We start from the raw sequence: 17,657 nt of genomic DNA, 5'->3' as shown, positions 1-17,657 counted from the left end.
CAGATGGCCATGCCGCTCCGCCAAACCATCAAGGTTGCGACGTACCTTGCCGAACAGAAGATCCGCAAGCGTGAGAAGTTCCCGCTGATCGTCGAGCTGGAGCCCCTGTTCGCCTGCAATCTGGCCTGCGAAGGGTGCGGGAAGATCCAGCACCCCGCCGGAGTGCTCAAGCAGCGCATGCCGGTCGCCCAGGCGGTCGGAGCCGTACTCGAATCCGGTGCCCCGATGGTCTCCATCGCCGGTGGAGAACCGTTGATGCACCCTCAGATCGACGAGATCGTGCGGCAGTTGGTGGACAAGAAGAAGTACGTGTTCCTCTGCACCAATGCCATGCTGCTGCGCAAGAAGATCGAGAAGTTCACCCCCTCCCGGTACTTCGCCTTCGCGGTCCACATCGACGGGCTGCGCGAGCGCCACGACGAATCCGTCGCCAAGGAAGGCGTGTTCGACGAGGCGGTGGAGGCGATCAAGGAAGCCAAGAGACGGGGTTTCCGGGTCACCACCAACTCCACCTTCTTCAACACCGACACTCCTCAGACCATCATCGAGGTGCTCAACTACCTCAACGACGACCTGAAGGTCGACGAGATGATGATCTCCCCGGCGTACGCCTACGAGAAGGCGCCCGACCAGGAACACTTCCTCGGCGTGGAACAGACCCGCGAACTCTTCAAGAAGACGTTCGCGGGAGGCAACCGGGCGCGCTGGCGCCTCAACCACTCGCCGCTCTTCCTCGACTTCCTCGAGGGCAAGGCGGACTTCCCCTGCACAGCCTGGGCCATCCCGAACTACTCCCTCTTCGGCTGGCAGCGCCCCTGCTACCTGATGAGCGACGGGTACGTCCCCTCGTACCGGCAGCTCATCGAGGAGACCGACTGGGACAAGTACGGCCGCGGCAAGGACCCGCGCTGCGCCAACTGCATGGCGCACTGCGGCTACGAACCCACCGCCGTGCTCGCCACCATGGGCTCGCTCAAGGAATCGCTGCGCGCGGCCCGGGAGACGGTCGCCGGCAGCCGGTAGTCCGAGGAGGGCGGTCACGGCCGGGACCCCCGGCCGTGACCGCCCTCCTTTCGCCAGGAACCAGAGAGGGGGCACCTGCGTGACCTTGCTGGAATCCATCGGGGGACCTCGGGACCTCGCGCCGCTCAGCGGACCGCAACTGACCGTACTCGCAGCGGACATCAGGGCGTTCCTCGTGCAGTCGGTGTCCCGCAGCGGCGGGCACCTCGGCCCGAACCTCGGCGTCGTGGAACTCACCGTCGCCCTGCACCGGGTCTTCGACTCGCCGCGCGACCGCATCCTCTGGGACACCGGCCACCAGAGCTACGTGCACAAGCTCCTCACCGGCCGTCAGGACTTCTCGAAACTGCGGAGCAAGGGCGGCCTCTCGGGCTATCCCTCCCGCGCCGAATCCGAGCACGACGTCATCGAGAACTCGCACGCGTCCACCGCGCTCGGGTGGGCCGACGGACTCGCCAAGGCCGACGAACTCCTCGGCAACGACAACCACTCCGTCGCCGTCGTCGGCGACGGAGCCCTCACCGGCGGCATGGCCTGGGAGGCGCTGAACAACATCGCCGCCGCCAAGGACCGCCCCCTGATCGTCGTGGTGAACGACAACACCCGCTCGTACTCCCCGACCATCGGCGGCCTCGCCGACCACCTCGCCACCCTCCGTACCACCGACGGCTACGAGCGCTTCCTCGCCCGGTGCAAGGAGCTCCTGGAACGCACCCCGGTCGTCGGACAGCCGCTGTACGGTTCGCTGCACGGTGCGAAGAAGGGATTCAAGGACACCTTCGCCCCGCAGGGGCTCTTCGAGGACCTCGGCCTCAAGTACGTCGGACCGGTCGACGGCCACGACATCGCCGCCGTCGAGTCCGCCCTCGTGCGGGCCAAGAACTTCCGGGGGCCGGTCCTCGTCCACTGCATCACCGAGAAGGGCCACGGCTACACCCCCGCGCTGAAGGACGAGGCCGACCGCTTCCACGCCGTGGGGGCGATGGACCCGCTGACCTGTCTCCCGCTCACCGCCCCCGCCGGGCCCTCCTGGACCTCCGTCTTCGGCGAGGAGATCGCGCGGATCGGCGCCGAGCGCCCCGACGTGGTCGCCCTCACCGCGGCCATGCTCCACCCCGTCGGGCTCACCGCGTTCGCCGCGGCCTTCCCCGACCGGGTCGTGGACGTGGGCATCGCCGAGCAGCACGCCGCGGTCTGTGCCGCCGGCATGGCCGCAGGCGGACTGCACCCCGTCGTCGCCGTCTACGCCACCTTCCTCAATCGTGCCTTCGACCAGGTACTGATGGACGTGGCCCTGCACCGCAGCGGTGTGACGTTCGTGCTCGACCGGGCCGGGATCACCGGCACGGACGGCCCCTCCCACAACGGCATGTGGGACCTGTCGGTCCTCCAGGTCGTCCCCGGGCTGCGGATCGCCGCCCCGCGCGACGCCGACCAGCTCCGGGCGCAGCTCCGGGAGGCCGTCGACATCGCCGACGCGCCCACTGTCGTCAGGTTCCCGAAGGAGTCCGTGGGGGAGCCGGTCCCCGCGGTCGGACGCGTCGGCTCCATGGACGTCCTGCACCGAAGTGAGCGCCCCGACGTGCTGCTGGTGGCGGTCGGGGCGATGGCCCCGGTCTGCCTGCACGCCGCCGACCTGCTGAAGGGCTCGGGCATCGGGTGCACCGTCGTCGACCCGCGCTGGGTCCGGCCGGTCGACGAGCAGCTCGCCCCCCTTGCCGCAGGCCACCGGCTGGTCGCGGTCGTCGAGGACAACTGCCGTAGCGGCGGCGTGGGCTGGGCGGTCGGACAGGCGCTGCGGGACGCGGGAGTGGACGTACCGCTGCGGACCTACGGGATTCCCGAGGAGTTCCTCGCCCACGCCAAACGCGGCGAGGTGCTCGCCGACATCGGACTGACCCCGGTGGAGATCGCGGGCCGGATCGGCGCGGCACTGGCGGGACGGCCGGACGCGGAGCGCCGTACCGACGAGGAGACGACGGGACCGGAGGCGGTACCGCGACGTGTGGCGACGGCCGGGAACGGTACGGAACGAGGGCGGGAGCGAGCACGAGTGGCGCGCGGAGAGAAGAAGGAGACGAGCGGGGAATGAAGGACGACAGGGCAGGCGGCTTCGGCGGCACCACCCGGAGCACCGGCGGCGCCGGCGGCGTGGGCAGGGGATTCGATCTCGCGACGCTGCTCGCGGAGCGCGGCGCCGAACGCTACGAACTGCACGCGCGCCATCTCAACCACCAGCTGCCGCGCATGCTGCACACCATCGGCTTCGACAAGGTCTACGAACGGGCCGAGGGCGCCTACTTCTGGGACGCCGACGGCAACGACTACCTCGACATGCTCGCGGGATTCGGTGTGATGGGCCTCGGCCGGCACCACCCGGTCGTCCGCAAGGCCCTGCACGACGTGCTCGACGCCTCCCTCGCCGACCTCACCCGCTTCGACTGCCAGCCGCTGCCCGGCCTGCTCGCCGAGAAGCTCCTCACCCACAGCCCCCACCTCGACCGCGTCTTCTTCGGCAACAGCGGCACCGAGGCCGTCGAGACGGCGCTCAAGTTCGCCCGCTACGCCACCGGCAAGCCGCGCATCCTCTACTGCACCCACGCCTTCCACGGCCTCACCACCGGCTCGCTCTCGGTCAACGGCGAGGACGGCTTCCGCGACGGCTTCGCCCCGCTGCTCCCGGACACCGCCATCCCCCTCGGCGACCTCGACGCGCTGCGCCGCGAGCTCGAACGGGGCGACGTGGCCGCGCTGGTCGTCGAGCCCATCCAGGGCAAGGGCGTACTCGCGGCGCCGCCCGGCTTCCTGCGCGAGGCCCAGGAACTCCTGCACCGGCACAAGGCGCTGCTCATCGCGGACGAGGTGCAGACCGGCCTCGGCCGGACCGGCGACTTCTACGCCTACCAGCACGAGGAGGGCGTCGAGCCGGACCTGGTCTGCGTGGCCAAGGCGCTCTCCGGCGGCTACGTTCCGGTCGGAGCCACCCTCGGCAAGGACTGGATCTTCAAGAAGGTCTACTCCTCGATGGACCGGGTGCTCGTCCACTCCGCCAGCTTCGGCTCGAACGCCCAGGCCATGGCGGCGGGGCTCGCGGTCCTCTCGGTCATGGAGAACGAGGAGATCGTCGCCAACGCCCGGCGCACCGGCGACCTGCTGCGGACACGGCTCGGTGCACTGGTCGACCGGTACGAGCTGCTGCACCAGGTGCGCGGACGCGGGCTGATGGTCGGCATCGAGTTCGGACGGCCGTCCTCCATCAAGCTGCGCGGCCGGTGGACGATGCTCCAGGCCGCCCGCAAGGGGCTCTTCGCCCAGATGGTTGTCGTACCGTTGTTGCAGAAGCACCGGATCCTCACCCAGGTCTCCGGCGACCACCTCGAAGTGATCAAGTTGATCCCCCCGCTGACCATCGGCGAGGCCGAGGTCGACCGGTTCGTGACGGCCTTCGAGTCGGTGATGGACGACGCGCACAGCGGGGGCGGCCTGATGTGGGACTTCGGCCGCACCCTGGTGAAGCAGGCGGTCGCCAACCGCTGACCACTCCTGGAACGCTTTGCCTCTGAGGCAAGAAATTTGCCTCAGAGGAAAGTCGGTGGCGCAATGGAGGCATGAATCCTCCCGACGGAGGGGTGGCCGACGACCTCCCCGGTGTCGCCCCCCGCCTGCGCGAGCTGCGCCGGAGCCGTGGCCTCACCCTGGAGGCCGCCGCGCAGCGCGCGGGTCTCTCCCCGGCCCATCTCTCCCGGCTAGAAACGGGAAACCGGCAGCCCTCGCTGCCCGTGCTTCTCGGCCTCGCCAGGATCTACGGTACGACCGTCTCGGAACTTCTCGGCGAGATCCCCCCGGAACGCGACGCGATCGTGCGCGGCGGCCGGTTCGACGGGCCCGAGGCCGACGGCTGGATGTACCGCCGGGCCGGCGGACCCGGCCGCGCCATGCAGGCCCTGCGGGTGCGCGTCCCGTACGGCGCCCAGGGCGACCTGGTGCGGGTCCACCCCGGGGAGGAGTGGCTGTACGTCCTCGAAGGGCGGCTGCGGGTCAGCCTCGGCGAATCCGCGCACGAGCTCGGGCCCGGCGACAGTGCCCACTTCGACTCGCTCACCCCGCACCGGATCGCCGCCGCCGGACCGGAGGGCGCCGAGCTGATCTTCGTACACACCCTGTTGCAGAGCCCCGCAGCCGAGCTGTGCCTCGGCGACGGGACCCGTCGGCGCTGACCGCGCCCGGCACCCCGGTGCCGCGCCCATTCCTCGTCCGCCCGGTCCCGGGCGCACGGCAGAGAGGACCGTCATGTCCGATTCGGAGCACTACGACCCGCTGACCCCCCGGCAGACCGGCTCCCCCCGGGACACCCAGGAGCGGAAGATGCCGCGCGGGATGGTCATCCGGCTCGTCGCCTACCTGGTCGCCGGGCACGTCGTCGCCGCCTTCCTCTACATCCTGTTCGCCGTCGCCGGGGGCAACCAGTAGCGGAGCCCGGACCGCCGAGTCGTCCGCCCCGGTCCGGGGCGGACGGACCCTACGCCTCGTCCAGCAACCGCTCGCGCAGCCGCTCCCGGGTCTCCCCGGAGAGACCCAGCCCGTCCGCGAAGTAGCGCTCCGTCGTGCCCCAGTTCTCCTCGATGGCGGCGAAGGCGGCGTCCAGATAGTCGATGTGCGCCCCGAAGAGCGGGTTGAGCAGGCTCATCACCTCGGTGGAGACCACGGGGTCCGCGCTGTCGCCGCGCCGCAGGCGGTACCGGCGGTGCGCGTCGTTGGACTTGAGGTAGTCCGCCGCGATCGCCTCGCGTTCCACCCCCACCGCGAGCAGGGTCATCGCCATCGTCAGACCCGCCCGGTCCTTGCCCGCCGCGCAGTGCATCAGCGCCGGCACGCTGTCCCTTGCCAGCGCGTGCAGCACCCGGCCGAGTTCCTCCGTGCGGTCGGTGATGATCGAGCGGTACGAGACGAGCATCCGCTCCGTGCCCTTCCCGTCCGCGAGCAGCGAGCGCAGCTGCGCGATGTCCCCCTCGCGCACCAGACGCCAGAAACCGGCCCCGTCGGCGGGGTCGGAGAGCGGAATGCGGACGTTGCGGACGCCCGGCAGCTCCACGTCGAAGCCGTCCAGCTTCTGGTCGGCCGAATTACGGAAGTCGAAGACCGTGTGCAGGCCGAGCCGGCCGAGGAAGACGGCGTCCTCGGCGGTGGCGGCGGCGAGGTGGCCGCTGCGGAAGAGCCTCCCGTGCCGTACCCGCCGCCCATCGGTGGTGGGCAGCCCGCCCACGTCCCTGAAGTTACGGACCCCGCTCAGCTCGGGTTCGGCCGGCGAGAACTGCGGCACCTGCGTCACAGCGGCTCCTCGGTGTTCCTGCGCGCCGGCGCTGCTCGCCGACGTCGGCTCGTCGCGACCCTACGACATCGCCCCGCGGCGCCGACGCGGCGGCGGCTCCCCGAAGACTGAGGAACCGTCAACAGTGATGTGAGCGACATGTCCGTATTATGTTAATTTCACGCAACATCACCCGTTTATGGGGGAGATGGTGGGTGATCTGGTGAGCGGGATCATATCCGTGACCGTGCGTGGCCGGGGAGCCGGAGAACTCTCCGTACGCCGTGCGGAATGCCAAGATCCGTAATCCACGGAGGGTGACCGGAAAAGACGGCCGAAATCGGCGTGCGGATTCCGTTCCGCTTGCGACGGCTTGTTCCGTCCGACCCGGCTCGATTACGTTCACCATCACTCCGGACGGACCGCCTAATCCTGCCGCCGCCCGGAATTCGCACTCACTCACGCGTGGCAGGAGCGGGGGACCCAGGTAAGCCGCCGACCGGAGTTGATCCGGCCGGCTCGGGGTGAAGTCGCGTTCAGCGCGACCGGGCATCTCCAGCCCGAACCCGACAGCTCACCTCGCAGGCGCCGGAGAGGAATTCCCCCATGCCCATCCCGGGTAAGCACCGTCGTAAGAAGTCCGGCCCGATCGCTCGCGGCATCCTCGCCGTCGGAGCGGGCGGCGCCGTCGTCGCCCTGCCGCTCCTCGGAGCCACGGGTGCCCACGCCGCCGAGCAGTCGGCCCCCGCCGCCCAGTCCGCCCAGCAGTCCGCCGAGACCTACAAGGTCGTCCCCGGCGACTACCTGGCGAAGATCGCCGCCCAGCACAAGATCAAGGGCGGCTGGGAGAAGCTCTACCAGGACAACCGCGAGGTCGTCGGCAAAAACCCCGGCCTCATCCTCCCGGGCATGAAGCTGACGCTCGGCGCCCACGCGTCCGGCTCGGCCTCCACCGCGTCCTCCGCCAAGGCCGAGACCGCGAAGACCGGGACGAAGACCGCGGCCACGACCGAGACGAAGGCCGCCCCGGCGGCCAAGGCCGAGTCCGCCGCTACCACCACCAAGGCCGCCGACAGCAACAGCACCGGCTGGACCACCCCGGTCGCCAACGCGACCGTCACCACCCAGTACCACGCCTCCGGCGCCATGTGGTCCAGCGGTTACCACACCGGCTCCGACTTCAGCGCCGCCACCGGCACCGTCGTCCGCGCCGTCGGCCCCGGCACGGTCGTCTCCGCCGGCTACGACGGCGCCTACGGCAACGAGGTCATCATCAAGCACGCCGACGGCATGTACTCCCAGTACGCCCACCAGTCGCAGCTGATGGTCTCGGCCGGCCAGACCGTCACCGGCGGCCAGCAGATCGGCCTCTCGGGTGCCACCGGCAACGTCACCGGCCCGCACCTCCACTTCGAGATCCGCACCACCCCGAGCTACGGCTCGGACGTGGACCCGATCGCCTACCTGCGGTCGCACGGCGTCTCCATCTGAGACCACTCCCGATGACGGTCGTCACGATCCGTCAGGGCTTCGAGGGGCGGTACGCGCAAGCGTGCCGCCCCTCTGCTTATTCCGGCTTTACCAAAACCTGACCGGGTGGTCTATCTCACCCCACGTCAACCCCTTCATACGGTCGCGTAGCTCACATCGAAAGAGGCAAGATATGTGACCGTGGCAGACGATTCGAGAATCCAGAAGACAGACATCATCGGGTCGTACGCGGCGATCGGCGACAGTTTCACCGAAGGAGTCGGAGACCCCGGACCCGACGGGACCTATGTCGGCTGGGCGGACCGTTTCGCGGCTCTTCTGGCGGACCAGCTTCCCGTCCTCGACGAGGCGACGAGCTCCGATTCCCCGCGCGGGGAATTCCGGTACGCCAATCTCGCGGTACGCGGACGACTCCTCGACCAGATCGTCGAGGAGCAGGTCCCCCGCGCCAAGGAGCTCGCACCGGACCTGGTGAGCTTCTGCGCCGGGGGCAACGACATCATCAGGCCCGGCACCGACCCTGACGACTTGGCGGAGCGCTTCGAACGCGCGGTCGCCGACCTCACCAACGCCGTCGGCACCGTCATGGTCACCACCGGATTCGACACCCGCGGCGTGCCGGTCCTGCGCCACATGCGCGGCAAGATCGCCACCTACAACGTCCACCTGCGGGCCATCGCGGACCGCTACCACTGCCCGGTGCTCGACCTCTGGTCCCTCCGTTCGATCCAGGACCGCCGCGCCTGGGACGGCGACCGGCTCCACCTGTCCTCCGACGGGCACACCCGGGTCGCACTGCGCGCCGCGCAGGTCCTCGGCCTGGAGACCTCGGCCGACCCCGACCAGCCGTGGCCCCCGCAGATCCAGCGGAACACCTTCGAGGTGCGGCGCGACGACATCCACTGGGCACGCGAGTACCTCGTGCCGTGGATCGGCCGCCGGCTGCGCGGCGAGTCCTCCGGCGACGAGGTCGCCGCGAAGCGCCCGGACCTGCTGCCGCTCTGAGCCGCACACATGCCCGCCGCGACGCGCCGGGCGCTACACCAGGGGAAGCCGGAGACGTGACGGGCCCGCTGCGGCGGGCCCGGCCGGCGTCGCCGGAATCCGCTCCAGGACACCCCCGGCGAACACGTCGTACAACGGCAGCGACTCCAGGTGCACGTACCCGATGTGGCAGTCGCAGACCGCCAGCGGGCAAACCCGCGGGCCGAGCGCCCGGCGGTAGCTCCCGTCGTAGAGACTGCCCAGCTCCTCCTTGACGAAATGGCACCGGCGCACGGTGCCGTCCCCGTCCACCGAGATCACCGACTCCCCGGTCCGGCACGGCAGCCCCGCCGAGCGGTGCGGATGCCGGCTGTACGGGAACAGGGGGTCGAGAGCCGTCCAGCGCTCCGCCTCCGCGTCCGTGTACGTACGCCCCTCGGCGGCGTTCACCCACAGGTACACCCGCTCCGGCAGGTCCGCCCGCAGCCTCCGCGCCTCGGAAAGGTGCTCCTCGAAACCGACGACGCCCACGCTGTACCGCACCCCCGCCGCGGTCAGCTCCCGGCACGAGCCGAGGAACCGGTCGTACGGGGTCTGGCCGGGGTGGTACGTGCACCAGAGCGCCAGCCGCTCCGGGTCCGCCCCGGACAGCCAGCCCGTCCTGCCGCTGAGGTTCGTCTGGATCGCGACCCGAGCCACCTGCGGCAGGTGGGACAGCTCGACCAGCGCCCGCCGGTACCAGGACCGCACCAGCCCCTCGCCCCACGGGGTGAAGAGCACCGAGAGACGGTCCCCGGTCTGCGCGGCGACCCACGCCGTGAAGCGTTCGAGCGCTTCCCGGTCCGCCGTGAGCTGTTCCCGGGTGTCCCGCCTCTTGGCGAACGGGCAGTACGGGCAGTCGTAGTCGCAGGAAGCGAGCGGGCCGCGGTAGAGGATCGTCAGGTCCACGCGCCGCTCACCTCGCCTCGTACGCGGCCATCGCGGCGCGCACGGCGGGGGAGAAGAGTGCGGGGCCGAGCGCGTCGGAGTGGGCGAGTCCTTCCGGGGACAGCCGCAGGAGGTCATGGCTGCCGTTGCCGCCGTCCAGCCAGCCGAGCTCCGCGAAGCGGGCCAGCTCCACGGGGAAGTCGTCCACGGGGTCGTTGCCGAACCGCTCCCGGTACTCGGCGCGCGGCAGTCCGGCGGCCTGGAGCAGCGACTGCAGGAGATGGCGGCGGCGGGGCTCGTCGCCGTCGACGCGGCGGCCGTGTTCCGCCCGGGTGAAGTCCTCGGTGGTGGTGAAGCGGTCGACGATGTCGCGGATCTGCCCCATGTTGACGGCGTAGTCGAAGGAGTAGTGCAGCGAAGAGGTGTACGAGCGGGCGCCGCAGCCCAGGCCGACCATGCCGTCCGTCTGGCAGGCGTAGTCGTCGGGGCCTTCCTGGGGTGCGTCGGCGCGGCGGAACATCCGCATCGAGACCTGTTCGTACCCGTGGGCCAGGAGGTGGTCGCGGCCGGTGCGGTAGAGGTGGAGCCGCTGGGCGTCCCAGGCGGTGTCCGCCGCCGCCCGGGCCTCGGGGCCGCCGCCTCCGGCGAGGCGGCCGAGGCCGGTCAGGGGGCGCACGTACAGCGGGTAGAGGTAGAGCTCCTCGGGGCGCCAGGCCAGGGCGGCATCCAGTGAGGCGAGCCAGGACTGTGCGGTCTGCCCGTCGATGCCGTAGATCAGGTCGATGTTGAGGACCGGTATCCGGGTCCCGCGGATGCGGCCGAGCGCAGCTTCGACGTCGGCCCGGCGCTGCGGGCGGACCGCCGCCCTGGCCTCGCCGTCGACGAAGCTCTGCACACCGATGCTGACGCGGGTGGTGCCCCGGTCGGCGAGCACGGCGAGCCGGTCGGCGGTCGCCGTGGACGGGGAGGTCTCCACGGACAGCGGCACCGCGCGCAGATCGGCACCCATCCTCTTCTCCGCGATGTCGCAGAGCCGTTCCAGCTCGCCTGCGGTCAGGAAGGTGGGCGTACCGCCGCCGAACGCGGCGGCGGCGAACCGTACCGGTCCGCGGTCGCCCAGCGCGTCCCGTACGGCGGTCGCCTGCCGGTCGAGCGCGTCGAGGTAGCGGGTGGTCAGCTCGTCGGGGGCGCCGATCCGGGTGAAGAGGTTGCAGAAGCCGCAGCGGACCTCGCAGAACGGTATGTGGGCGTAGAGCTGGAGAGCGTCCTTGTGCTCGTCGGCCCACAGCTCGCGCAGCGCGGGGCGGTCGCCGAGCCTCTCGTAGGCCGTCTTGTGGGGGTAGGCGTAGACATAGCTCTGGTACGGCCGCTCGGTGCCGCCGGTGGTGGCGGCGGGTGTTGCGGCCGGGGCGGTGGGGACAGTGCTGGTCATGGTCGGGTCAGGCCCCCGGTTCGAGGAAGAAGTGGGCGTACGGAACCGTCCAGACGGCCTCGTGGCCGAGCCGGTGACCGGTGTATCCGTCGTCGCCGTAGGCGGTGCCGTGGTCGGAACAGACGATGGCGAAGCAGCGGCGCCGGCTGCTCGCCGCCGCGAAGAGCCTGCCGATGTGCCGGTCCACGTACTCCAGCGCCGCCGCGTGGGTCGCGCGCGAGTCACCGGCCTCGGCGGTCGCGCCGGGCAGATGGAACCAGTTCGGCTGATGGAGCGCCGAGACGTTGACGAAGAGGAAGAGCCGCTGATCGGCCGGGAGCGCCGCCACGACCTCCTCGGCGCGGGTGACCTGCGCCTCGAAGGAGGTCGGCGAGGCCACGCCGAACTCCGGCTCCCAGTGGCTTTCCGCGAAGAGGCCCGGCAGCACCGAGCCCAAGGGCGGCTGCCGGTTGAAGAAGCCGACGCCACCGACGCACACGGTGCGGTAGCCGACCTCTTCCAGAGCGCGCGGCAGGTCGGGTGAGTCGTACACGAAGGTGCGGCCGGCCGTCGTCTCGCTGCCGGCGAAGCGGGCCGCGAAGAGCCGCGGGTGGGGGCCGGGCGAGGCGGGGGTGGGCAGGAATCCGGCGAAGATCGCCTGGTGGGAGGCGTAGGTGAAGCTGCCGGGAGCGTGCCGCTCCTCCCAGGTGCCGCCGGGAAGATGCCGCGCGAGATTCGGCAGGCGGCCCGCCGCGGCGAGCTCGACGGCGACGTCGTGACGGAGGGTGTCGAGGGTGACGAGCAGCAGATCGTGACTGCCGACGACGGCGTTCATGTCGGGTACGCCGCCGTCCCTGGCGGTGTCGACGGGGACGGAGCCGCCGGGTGCCGAGCCGGTGGGCGCCGCGATGGCGGCGGCGGTGGCGACCGGCTGCGCCGCGCCGGTGCGATCGGTGGAGGCCGGGGCGGGTGTGAGGGGCGCGGGGTCAGGGGGCTGCGGTGGCACGGTCGTTCCTTGCTCGTTCGTCGGATGCGTCGTGGTTGCTCGTGGGGGCGTCGGCGAGGGCCCGCACGACGGCGGCGACCTGCGCGGCGTAGGTGTCCTGGCCCTCTGCGCCGCTGCCCGGCAGACCGGTCAGGCCGGGCAGCAGATCACCGAACGCGTTGACCTCGCCCACGGCGAACCGCCGCCAGCCGGTCGCGGGCAGCAGATCGACCCCCACGCACGGGCTCCGGGGGAAGCAGGCGGCCGCGCGTTCGCAGAGGGCCAGTGCCTCGGACCAGCTTCCGCCCGCCGAGGACACCGCCTCACGGACCCGGCCCAGATCGCCGCGGGCCCCGCCGAGATGGAGATTGGTCATCGGAGAGCGACTGGTCCGCACGACGGCGTGCGTCGCACGGCCCGCGACCACCACGACCCGCAGATCGGCGGACCGGCCCCGCTGCGAGGCTTTGGGGAGCCAGCGTTCGACGTGCAGCCCGTCCGGGGCGAGGGCGTCCACGAGGGCCGCGACCTCTCGCTCGGTGGTGTACCGCCGCACCCGCAGGGAGTTGAACAGCCGCCCCTCCTCGTCGCGTTCCACCGAGGTGGTCGCCTGGACCCGCCCCGGGCCGGCCGTCTCCACGGCCAGCACTCCGGAGGCCGAGGAGCCGTGTGCCAACTTCACGAACACCCTGGGCATGCGGTGGTCCCGCATCAGCTCCCGTAGGTGGTCCCAGCCCCGGACCGGAGCCACAGAGGCTCCCGAGGTCGGCGAGGCGGGCACGGCCACGCCCGCCTCGTCGAGCACCGCATGGCACAGCCGCTTGTCGAACACCTGGGCCAACTCGTCCGGAGAGCCGAGCAGTTCGCCACCTGCACACGCGACTTCGGCGGCCACCGCACGGACGGCAGTGAGGAAGTTCGTGTACCAGAGGGCCGAGCCCTCCACGCGGGTCGGGTCGCCGACCCCGCGCAGCAGCCGCTCGACCTCCGGCTCCTCGCCCGGCGAGTCCAGACGCACCGACTCGCCGGGCAGGAAGCGCGCCCGGCCGTGCAGGACGTCCAGCCACGGCACGACCCGTGCCTCCGGCAGACCGGCGGCGAGAACCGCCTCCCGGAAGAAGGCGACCCGGCGGTTGAGCGGGTTGCCGACGACGGCGAAACGCGGTCCCTGGCTCTGTCCCCGCCCCGGGCTATTCACTGACCGCGACATACCGCTCATCGTCCTCCTCCGGATCGAAGTCGGACGCGTCACCCGGATCCGCGTCCACCACGGCGGGCGCGCAGGCCGACACGATGCGTTGGAGCATCTCCTCGCCCAGGTAGTGGTGGCGCAGGTCGAGACGCGACAGATGCGACAGGGGCTGCCCGGCCAGCAGTGCCTCGCCGCCGGTGTCGCCCAGCGTGCCCATGGCCAGCGACAGCGAATCCAGCTGGGCGACGACGGGCGCCGACGCCAGGGCAGCGGCGATCTCGTCCTGGACGACACTGTTCTGCAGCCCGAGATGGCGCAGGGCCGGCAGCCCCCCGCCGGACAGCAGCGGAGCCAGGTCCTCGACCGTGGCGTCCCCGCCGTACCAGTCGGAGCCGAGCCACAGCTCCAGGCTCCGCAACGAGGGCAGTTCGCAAGCGCCGACCGCCCGTACGACGTGTCCGGGCAGCCCGCCCGACTCGAAACGGAGGGACTTCAGGGAGGTGTGCCGCACGGGCCGCAGCCGGAGGGTCTCGCCGTCCTCAGGTCCCGCCGGGGTGCCGCCGCCCCGGACAACGAGTTCTTCCAGGAGCGGATAGGCCTCCAGCGCCGGGGTGATGTCGCACAGTCGCAGCCACGACACCTCGCACTCCTCGCTCTCCACGTCGGCGAGGAACAGCCCGCGCAGGGACGGGAGACGGGCCGCGTCGGCCACCAGGAGCTCGACCACCTGTGTGAGAGGGGTGTACTCGTCCTCCCACCAGGGGCCGATCAGCAGCGCCCGGACCTTCGAGGCGTCCACGGTGTCCAGGAAGTGCCGCCACAGAACGGGGAAGTCGAGATCGTCCTGCCAGGCGCTTTCGAGCCGCCAGGCGACCGCGTCCGCCGCCGGGAGGCTTCCGGCCGCTCCGGCACCCGCCGACTCGCCGGGGGCCGGCAGCACGTGCACGGGCAGCCCGTGGAAGGCCTCCGGGTGCTCGATGTCCGTCGCCCGGCTCATTCCGCGACCGCCGTGTACCGGTTCTCCCGACCGCCGTCGTTCCAGGGTTTGTTGCGGTCGGAGAGGTCGAGCCGGACGCCGTGCGGTTCCAGCGCGGCGGTGAGCCGCTGCTCCATCGCCTCGCTGAGGAAGTGGTGGTGGAGGTCGAGGGTGTCGAGATGGGTCAGCGGCTGGCCTTCGAGCAGCGCCGCGGCGCCGTCGTCGCCCAGGACACCGTTCGACAGGTCCAGGGTGCGCAGGCGCGCGACCACCGGAGCGGAGGCGATCGCTCCGGCGATCTCCTCCTGGATCTCGCTGTTGCGCAGGCCGAGGTGGTGCAGAGCCAGGAAGCGCGTGCCGGAGAGCAGAGGCGCCAAGTCCGTGAGCTCCGTGTCACCGCCGTACGCCGAGACACCGAGCCAGAGGTCGAGCTTCTCCAACGCGGGGAGTTCACTGTCCAGCACGCCGCGCACCACCTGCACCGGCAGGCCGCCCGACTCGATCGTGAGTGACCGCAGCGTGTCGTGCCGCACCGGGGGGAAGACCAGGCCGTCGCCGCCCCGCACACCCAGCTCCACCAGCCCGGGGAAGGCGTCGAGCAACGCCGTCACGTCCGACTGCTCGATCCAGGAGATCTCCGCCTCCTCCAGGACCAGGTCGCCGACGAACACGGCTTCGAGGGAGGTCAGCCGACTCGCGGCCGCGGTCACCAGACCTATCGGGTAGGAAGAGCGGTGCTCGGTCGCCTCGCCCCACTGACCGATGATCAGCGCCCGCACGCCGGCCGGGTCCACCGTCGCCAGGAACAGGTCGAAGAGCTCCTCCCACGTGACCTCCTGATCGTCGTCGTACGGGTCGACCCTCAGCCGCCATGCCACGGCGCCGGCGTCGGGGAGCGAGCGCCCCTCGGCAGGGATCTCGAAATCGACGGCGGGAAGGCCGTGCAGCTCGCTCAGGTGGTTCGCAATGGTCATGACCCGAAGCTCCGGTGTGCTGGGGACGTCTGTCTGCCGCAAGGTGTATCAAGTGCCACTGACAGCGACGCATCCGGGACGGGGAACGACGCGGTCCGGCGGCCGGTACGTGTGCCGGTACTGCCGGGGTGCCGCGAGCCGGAGCGCCCGGATCGACCGATCCACCGGGGTGGCGATCGCACGGCGGACGGACCGGGGGCCAGGGGCGGATGCGGTCGCGGGGCGCCTTCGCCGACCGCGGGAACCCGCCGATGTCAGACCCGTCTCCTAGCGTTCTCCACGAGGTTCGGCGCACGGGGCGCCGCGCCGGAGGGGAGACGTCTGTGTACCGGCAGGGCGATGTGCTGATCATGGCGGTCGAGGAGTCCGAGGTGCCCGCACCGTTCCTGGAGGTGCCGGGCGAACTGCGCGACGGGCGGGGCCGGTTGGTGCTGGCTCTGGGTGAGGTCACCGGACACGCGCATGCCGTGCAGGGCCCCGGCCGGCTGATACGCGAGGCGGGGACGTTCGGACCGATGCTGCTCCACCTCCCCGAGGGCGGGCGGGTCGTGCACGAGGAACACGCCCCGATCGCGCTGCCCAAGGGCTGGTTCCGTGTGGTGCGCCAGCGGGAGTACGTCCCCGGTGCCTTCCGCGTCGTGGCGGACTGACGGGCGATCACCGGCACCGACGGGTGGACGCGCCGGAAGGCGCACCGGAGCAGGAACAAGAACAAGAACAAGAGCAGGAACGGGTGACCAGGGATGACAGGGACAGGAATGATGACGCGGGACGTGACCTCGTGGCGGGCGGTGGCCTCGGCCACCGGAAGGGCCGACCGAATGGCGGCCGAGGAGGGCATTCGCCTGGCCTACCGCACGGCGGGCCTGGCGGAGCCGGGCCGGATCGTCTGGGTGGACTCGCCCCGGGCCGCGGTGGAGGCGGTGGAGAAGCTCGCCGACGCCGGGAAGTCGGTGCGCGAGGAGGTGCGTACCCGGCCCTGGAGCCATGAACGCCGCAGGAAGTACGACGAGTTGGGGGCGATGGGCTGGGCCGCGCTCTGGTCCGCCACCGGTGCGCAGCTGTGGGAGACCACCTCGGCTCTCGCCGAGCGCATCCGTGCGGGCGTGGTGGCCGAGCTCGCCGCGAACCCCGAGGAGGAGACGGCGGTGCGGCTGGTGCTGCTGGACGCGGTGCTGGGCCAGCACGACGCGGCATGGCTCGCCGCCTTCGAGGACAGCGAGCCCTTGGCGGGCCTGGCCGAGGTGGCGCGCAACGCCGGGTGGTGGTGGCCCTACGAGGACGCGGTCGTCGTCGCCGAGCGCCCCGAGGCGCTCCATCGCGACGAGGCGGGCCGCCTCGACCGCGGGGACGGTCCGGCGCTCGCCTACCCGGACGGCTTCGCCCTCCACGCCTGGCGCGGCATGCCGGTGCCGGCCGCCTTCCTGGAGGAGCTCTCGGCCCTCACCCCTGAGCGGATACGCGAGGAGGCCAACGCCGAACTGCGGCGCGTGATGCTGGAGTACTTCGGCTACGACCACTATCTGGAGGAGTCCGGGGCGGAGCCGGTCCACCGGGACGGGACGGGCATTCTCTGGCGCATTCCGCTCTCCGGGGACGAGGACGTCGTGATGGTCGAGGTCGTCAACTCCACCCCCGAGCCCGACGGCACCAGCCGCACCTACTGGCTGCGGGTGCCGCCCGCGACCCGCACGGCGAAGGACGGGGTCGCCTGGACCTTCGGGCTCGGGGGTGAGCAGTACGCACCGGTGCGCCAGACGTGACGGAGGGGGCGCGCGCCACCACCGGCAGAAGATCGTGCCGCCGGCCCAGCGGCGGAATCTTGCGGGGGGCGGGCACGTTGGAGGAGGCATGACGTCTCTCGACCGCACACAGGAAGACCTTCTGCGACTCGTCGGCGCCTCGCACGACGGGGTGCTCGTGACGCTGAGGAGGAATGGCCGCCCCCAGCTGTCCAACGTGAATCACGCCTACGACGCGGAGGCCCGGACGGTCCGGGTCTCGGTGACGGAGGACCGGGCGAAGACACGGAATCTGCGCCGCGATCCCCGGGCGAGCTTCCATGTGACGAGCGAGAACCGGGGTGCGTGGACCGTCGTGGACGGGACGGCCGAGCTGACCCCTCCTGCCGCCGACCCCCAGGACACCACCGTCGAAGCCCTGATCACCCTCTACCGGGACGTTCTCGGCGAGCACCCGGACTGGGACGACTACCGGCAGGCGATGGTGCGGGACCGCAGGGTCGTCCTCACCCTGCACATCGAGCACGTGTACGGGCAGCCGGGTGCCTGACGCGATACGAGTGGGGAGCCGGGCGGGTCCGGCGCGCGGTGCTCGACCCCGCGCGGGCATACGTCCCGCACATCATAGGAAAAGACCGACTCCC

At 71.3% G+C, this 17,657-nt stretch carries 17 protein-coding genes and 1 riboswitch; of the genes, 10 read left to right on the top strand and 7 right to left on the bottom strand.

Features of this window, described 5'->3' with window-relative positions; genetic code table 11:
• Positions 1–3 precede the first annotated feature (3 nt).
• The 5 genes from hpnH to ACFZAX_RS14180 all read left to right on the top strand — a co-directional run bounded on the left by hpnH (position 4) and on the right by ACFZAX_RS14180 (position 5,493).
• Positions 4–1,023: an adenosyl-hopene transferase HpnH gene (hpnH, locus tag ACFZAX_RS14200; protein WP_390961646.1), complete on the top strand. Its 1,020-nt coding sequence runs from the start codon at positions 4–6 to the stop codon at positions 1,021–1,023.
• Between the two features lie 79 nt (positions 1,024–1,102).
• A complete protein-coding gene (gene dxs / locus ACFZAX_RS14195; protein WP_390961645.1) occupies positions 1,103–3,115 on the top strand; it encodes a 1-deoxy-D-xylulose-5-phosphate synthase in 2,013 nt (670 codons plus the stop codon).
• Entirely contained in the window at positions 3,112–4,560 is a 1,449-nt protein-coding gene (locus tag ACFZAX_RS14190; protein WP_390961644.1) for an aminotransferase class III-fold pyridoxal phosphate-dependent enzyme, read from the top strand. Before dxs ends, ACFZAX_RS14190 begins: the two co-directional genes overlap by 4 nt.
• A gap of 71 nt (positions 4,561–4,631) precedes the next feature.
• The gene (locus ACFZAX_RS14185) at positions 4,632–5,240 is read left to right on the top strand and encodes a cupin domain-containing protein (protein WP_390961643.1); all 609 of its coding nucleotides are present in this window, start codon (positions 4,632–4,634) and stop codon (positions 5,238–5,240) included.
• Positions 5,241–5,313: 73 nt separating this feature from the next.
• The gene (locus tag ACFZAX_RS14180; protein ID WP_390961642.1) at positions 5,314–5,493 is read left to right on the top strand and encodes a DUF6126 family protein; all 180 of its coding nucleotides are present in this window, start codon (positions 5,314–5,316) and stop codon (positions 5,491–5,493) included.
• 49 nt (positions 5,494–5,542) lie between these two features.
• On the opposite strand, the gene ACFZAX_RS14175 is transcribed toward ACFZAX_RS14180, so the two are convergent.
• Entirely contained in the window at positions 5,543–6,352 is an 810-nt protein-coding gene (locus ACFZAX_RS14175) for a tyrosine-protein phosphatase (RefSeq protein WP_390961641.1), read from the bottom strand.
• A 425-nt stretch (positions 6,353–6,777) separates the two neighbouring features.
• A riboswitch (cyclic di-AMP (ydaO/yuaA leader) is annotated at positions 6,778–6,932 on the top strand.
• 5 nt (positions 6,933–6,937) lie between these two features.
• Here ACFZAX_RS14175 and ACFZAX_RS14170 point away from each other — a divergent pair.
• Positions 6,938–7,822 (top strand): peptidoglycan DD-metalloendopeptidase family protein, encoded by an 885-nt coding sequence (locus ACFZAX_RS14170; protein ID WP_390961639.1) that lies wholly within the window; start codon positions 6,938–6,940, stop codon positions 7,820–7,822.
• 180 nt (positions 7,823–8,002) lie between these two features.
• Positions 8,003–8,827 carry a GDSL-type esterase/lipase family protein gene (locus ACFZAX_RS14165; protein WP_390961638.1) on the top strand — a complete coding sequence of 275 codons (825 nt, stop codon included), beginning with the start codon at positions 8,003–8,005 and terminating at the stop codon, positions 8,825–8,827.
• Between the two features lie 33 nt (positions 8,828–8,860).
• On the opposite strand, the gene ACFZAX_RS14160 is transcribed toward ACFZAX_RS14165, so the two are convergent.
• The 6 genes from ACFZAX_RS14160 to ACFZAX_RS14135 all read right to left on the bottom strand — a co-directional run bounded on the left by ACFZAX_RS14160 (position 8,861) and on the right by ACFZAX_RS14135 (position 15,271).
• A complete protein-coding gene (locus ACFZAX_RS14160) occupies positions 8,861–9,754 on the bottom strand; it encodes an STM4011 family radical SAM protein (RefSeq protein ID WP_390961636.1) in 894 nt (297 codons plus the stop codon).
• A gap of 7 nt (positions 9,755–9,761) precedes the next feature.
• Entirely contained in the window at positions 9,762–11,165 is a 1,404-nt protein-coding gene (locus ACFZAX_RS14155) for an STM4012 family radical SAM protein (protein WP_390961635.1), read from the bottom strand.
• Between the two features lie 7 nt (positions 11,166–11,172).
• Positions 11,173–11,979: an STM4013/SEN3800 family hydrolase gene (locus ACFZAX_RS14150; RefSeq protein ID WP_390961920.1), complete on the bottom strand. Its 807-nt coding sequence runs from the start codon at positions 11,977–11,979 to the stop codon at positions 11,173–11,175.
• Between the two features lie 151 nt (positions 11,980–12,130).
• Positions 12,131–13,339, bottom strand: coding sequence for an STM4014 family protein (locus ACFZAX_RS14145; protein ID WP_390961918.1), 1,209 nt, complete (start codon positions 13,337–13,339; stop codon positions 12,131–12,133).
• Positions 13,320–14,318 carry an STM4015 family protein gene (locus ACFZAX_RS14140; RefSeq protein WP_390961634.1) on the bottom strand — a complete coding sequence of 333 codons (999 nt, stop codon included), beginning with the start codon at positions 14,316–14,318 and terminating at the stop codon, positions 13,320–13,322. The genes ACFZAX_RS14145 and ACFZAX_RS14140 overlap by 20 nt, the downstream gene beginning before the upstream one ends.
• Positions 14,315–15,271, bottom strand: a complete 957-nt coding sequence (locus tag ACFZAX_RS14135) for an STM4015 family protein (protein WP_390961633.1) — start codon at positions 15,269–15,271, stop codon at positions 14,315–14,317. The genes ACFZAX_RS14140 and ACFZAX_RS14135 overlap by 4 nt, the downstream gene beginning before the upstream one ends.
• A gap of 323 nt (positions 15,272–15,594) precedes the next feature.
• Here ACFZAX_RS14135 and ACFZAX_RS14130 point away from each other — a divergent pair, with 323 nt between their 5' ends.
• The 3 genes from ACFZAX_RS14130 to ACFZAX_RS14120 all read left to right on the top strand — a co-directional run bounded on the left by ACFZAX_RS14130 (position 15,595) and on the right by ACFZAX_RS14120 (position 17,563).
• On the top strand, positions 15,595–15,921 hold the full coding sequence (locus ACFZAX_RS14130; protein ID WP_390961631.1) for a hypothetical protein: 327 nt from the start codon (positions 15,595–15,597) through the stop codon (positions 15,919–15,921).
• A 93-nt stretch (positions 15,922–16,014) separates the two neighbouring features.
• The gene (locus ACFZAX_RS14125) at positions 16,015–17,034 is read left to right on the top strand and encodes a DUF6745 domain-containing protein (RefSeq protein ID WP_390961630.1); all 1,020 of its coding nucleotides are present in this window, start codon (positions 16,015–16,017) and stop codon (positions 17,032–17,034) included.
• An 88-nt stretch (positions 17,035–17,122) separates the two neighbouring features.
• Positions 17,123–17,563, top strand: coding sequence for a TIGR03618 family F420-dependent PPOX class oxidoreductase (locus tag ACFZAX_RS14120; RefSeq protein ID WP_390961628.1), 441 nt, complete (start codon positions 17,123–17,125; stop codon positions 17,561–17,563).
• Positions 17,564–17,657 lie beyond the last annotated feature (94 nt).

Origin of the sequence: Streptomyces sp. NPDC008125, assembly GCF_042957125.1 — a bacterium.
Classification (GTDB): Bacteria; Actinomycetota; Actinomycetes; order Streptomycetales; family Streptomycetaceae; genus Streptomyces.
This window is presented reverse-complemented; position numbering and strand designations above follow the sequence as displayed.

What these genes read in the sequence shown, in the direction of transcription:
- hpnH (WP_390961646.1), top strand. Translation starts at nt 4, where the DNA reads ATGGCCATGCCGCTCCGCCAAACCATCAAGGTTGCGACGTACCTTGCC.
- ACFZAX_RS14190 (WP_390961644.1), top strand. Translation starts at nt 3,112, where the DNA reads ATGAAGGACGACAGGGCAGGCGGCTTCGGCGGCACCACCCGGAGCACC.
- ACFZAX_RS14185 (WP_390961643.1), top strand. Translation starts at nt 4,632, where the DNA reads ATGAATCCTCCCGACGGAGGGGTGGCCGACGACCTCCCCGGTGTCGCC.
- ACFZAX_RS14180 (WP_390961642.1), top strand. Translation starts at nt 5,314, where the DNA reads ATGTCCGATTCGGAGCACTACGACCCGCTGACCCCCCGGCAGACCGGC.
- ACFZAX_RS14170 (WP_390961639.1), top strand. Translation starts at nt 6,938, where the DNA reads ATGCCCATCCCGGGTAAGCACCGTCGTAAGAAGTCCGGCCCGATCGCT.
- ACFZAX_RS14155 (WP_390961635.1), bottom strand. Translation starts at nt 11,165, where the DNA reads ATGACCAGCACTGTCCCCACCGCCCCGGCCGCAACACCCGCCGCCACC.
- ACFZAX_RS14150 (WP_390961920.1), bottom strand. Translation starts at nt 11,979, where the DNA reads ATGAACGCCGTCGTCGGCAGTCACGATCTGCTGCTCGTCACCCTCGAC.
- ACFZAX_RS14145 (WP_390961918.1), bottom strand. Translation starts at nt 13,339, where the DNA reads ATGTCGCGGTCAGTGAATAGCCCGGGGCGGGGACAGAGCCAGGGACCG.
- ACFZAX_RS14140 (WP_390961634.1), bottom strand. Translation starts at nt 14,318, where the DNA reads ATGAGCCGGGCGACGGACATCGAGCACCCGGAGGCCTTCCACGGGCTG.
- ACFZAX_RS14135 (WP_390961633.1), bottom strand. Translation starts at nt 15,271, where the DNA reads ATGACCATTGCGAACCACCTGAGCGAGCTGCACGGCCTTCCCGCCGTC.
- ACFZAX_RS14125 (WP_390961630.1), top strand. Translation starts at nt 16,015, where the DNA reads ATGACAGGGACAGGAATGATGACGCGGGACGTGACCTCGTGGCGGGCG.
- ACFZAX_RS14120 (WP_390961628.1), top strand. Translation starts at nt 17,123, where the DNA reads ATGACGTCTCTCGACCGCACACAGGAAGACCTTCTGCGACTCGTCGGC.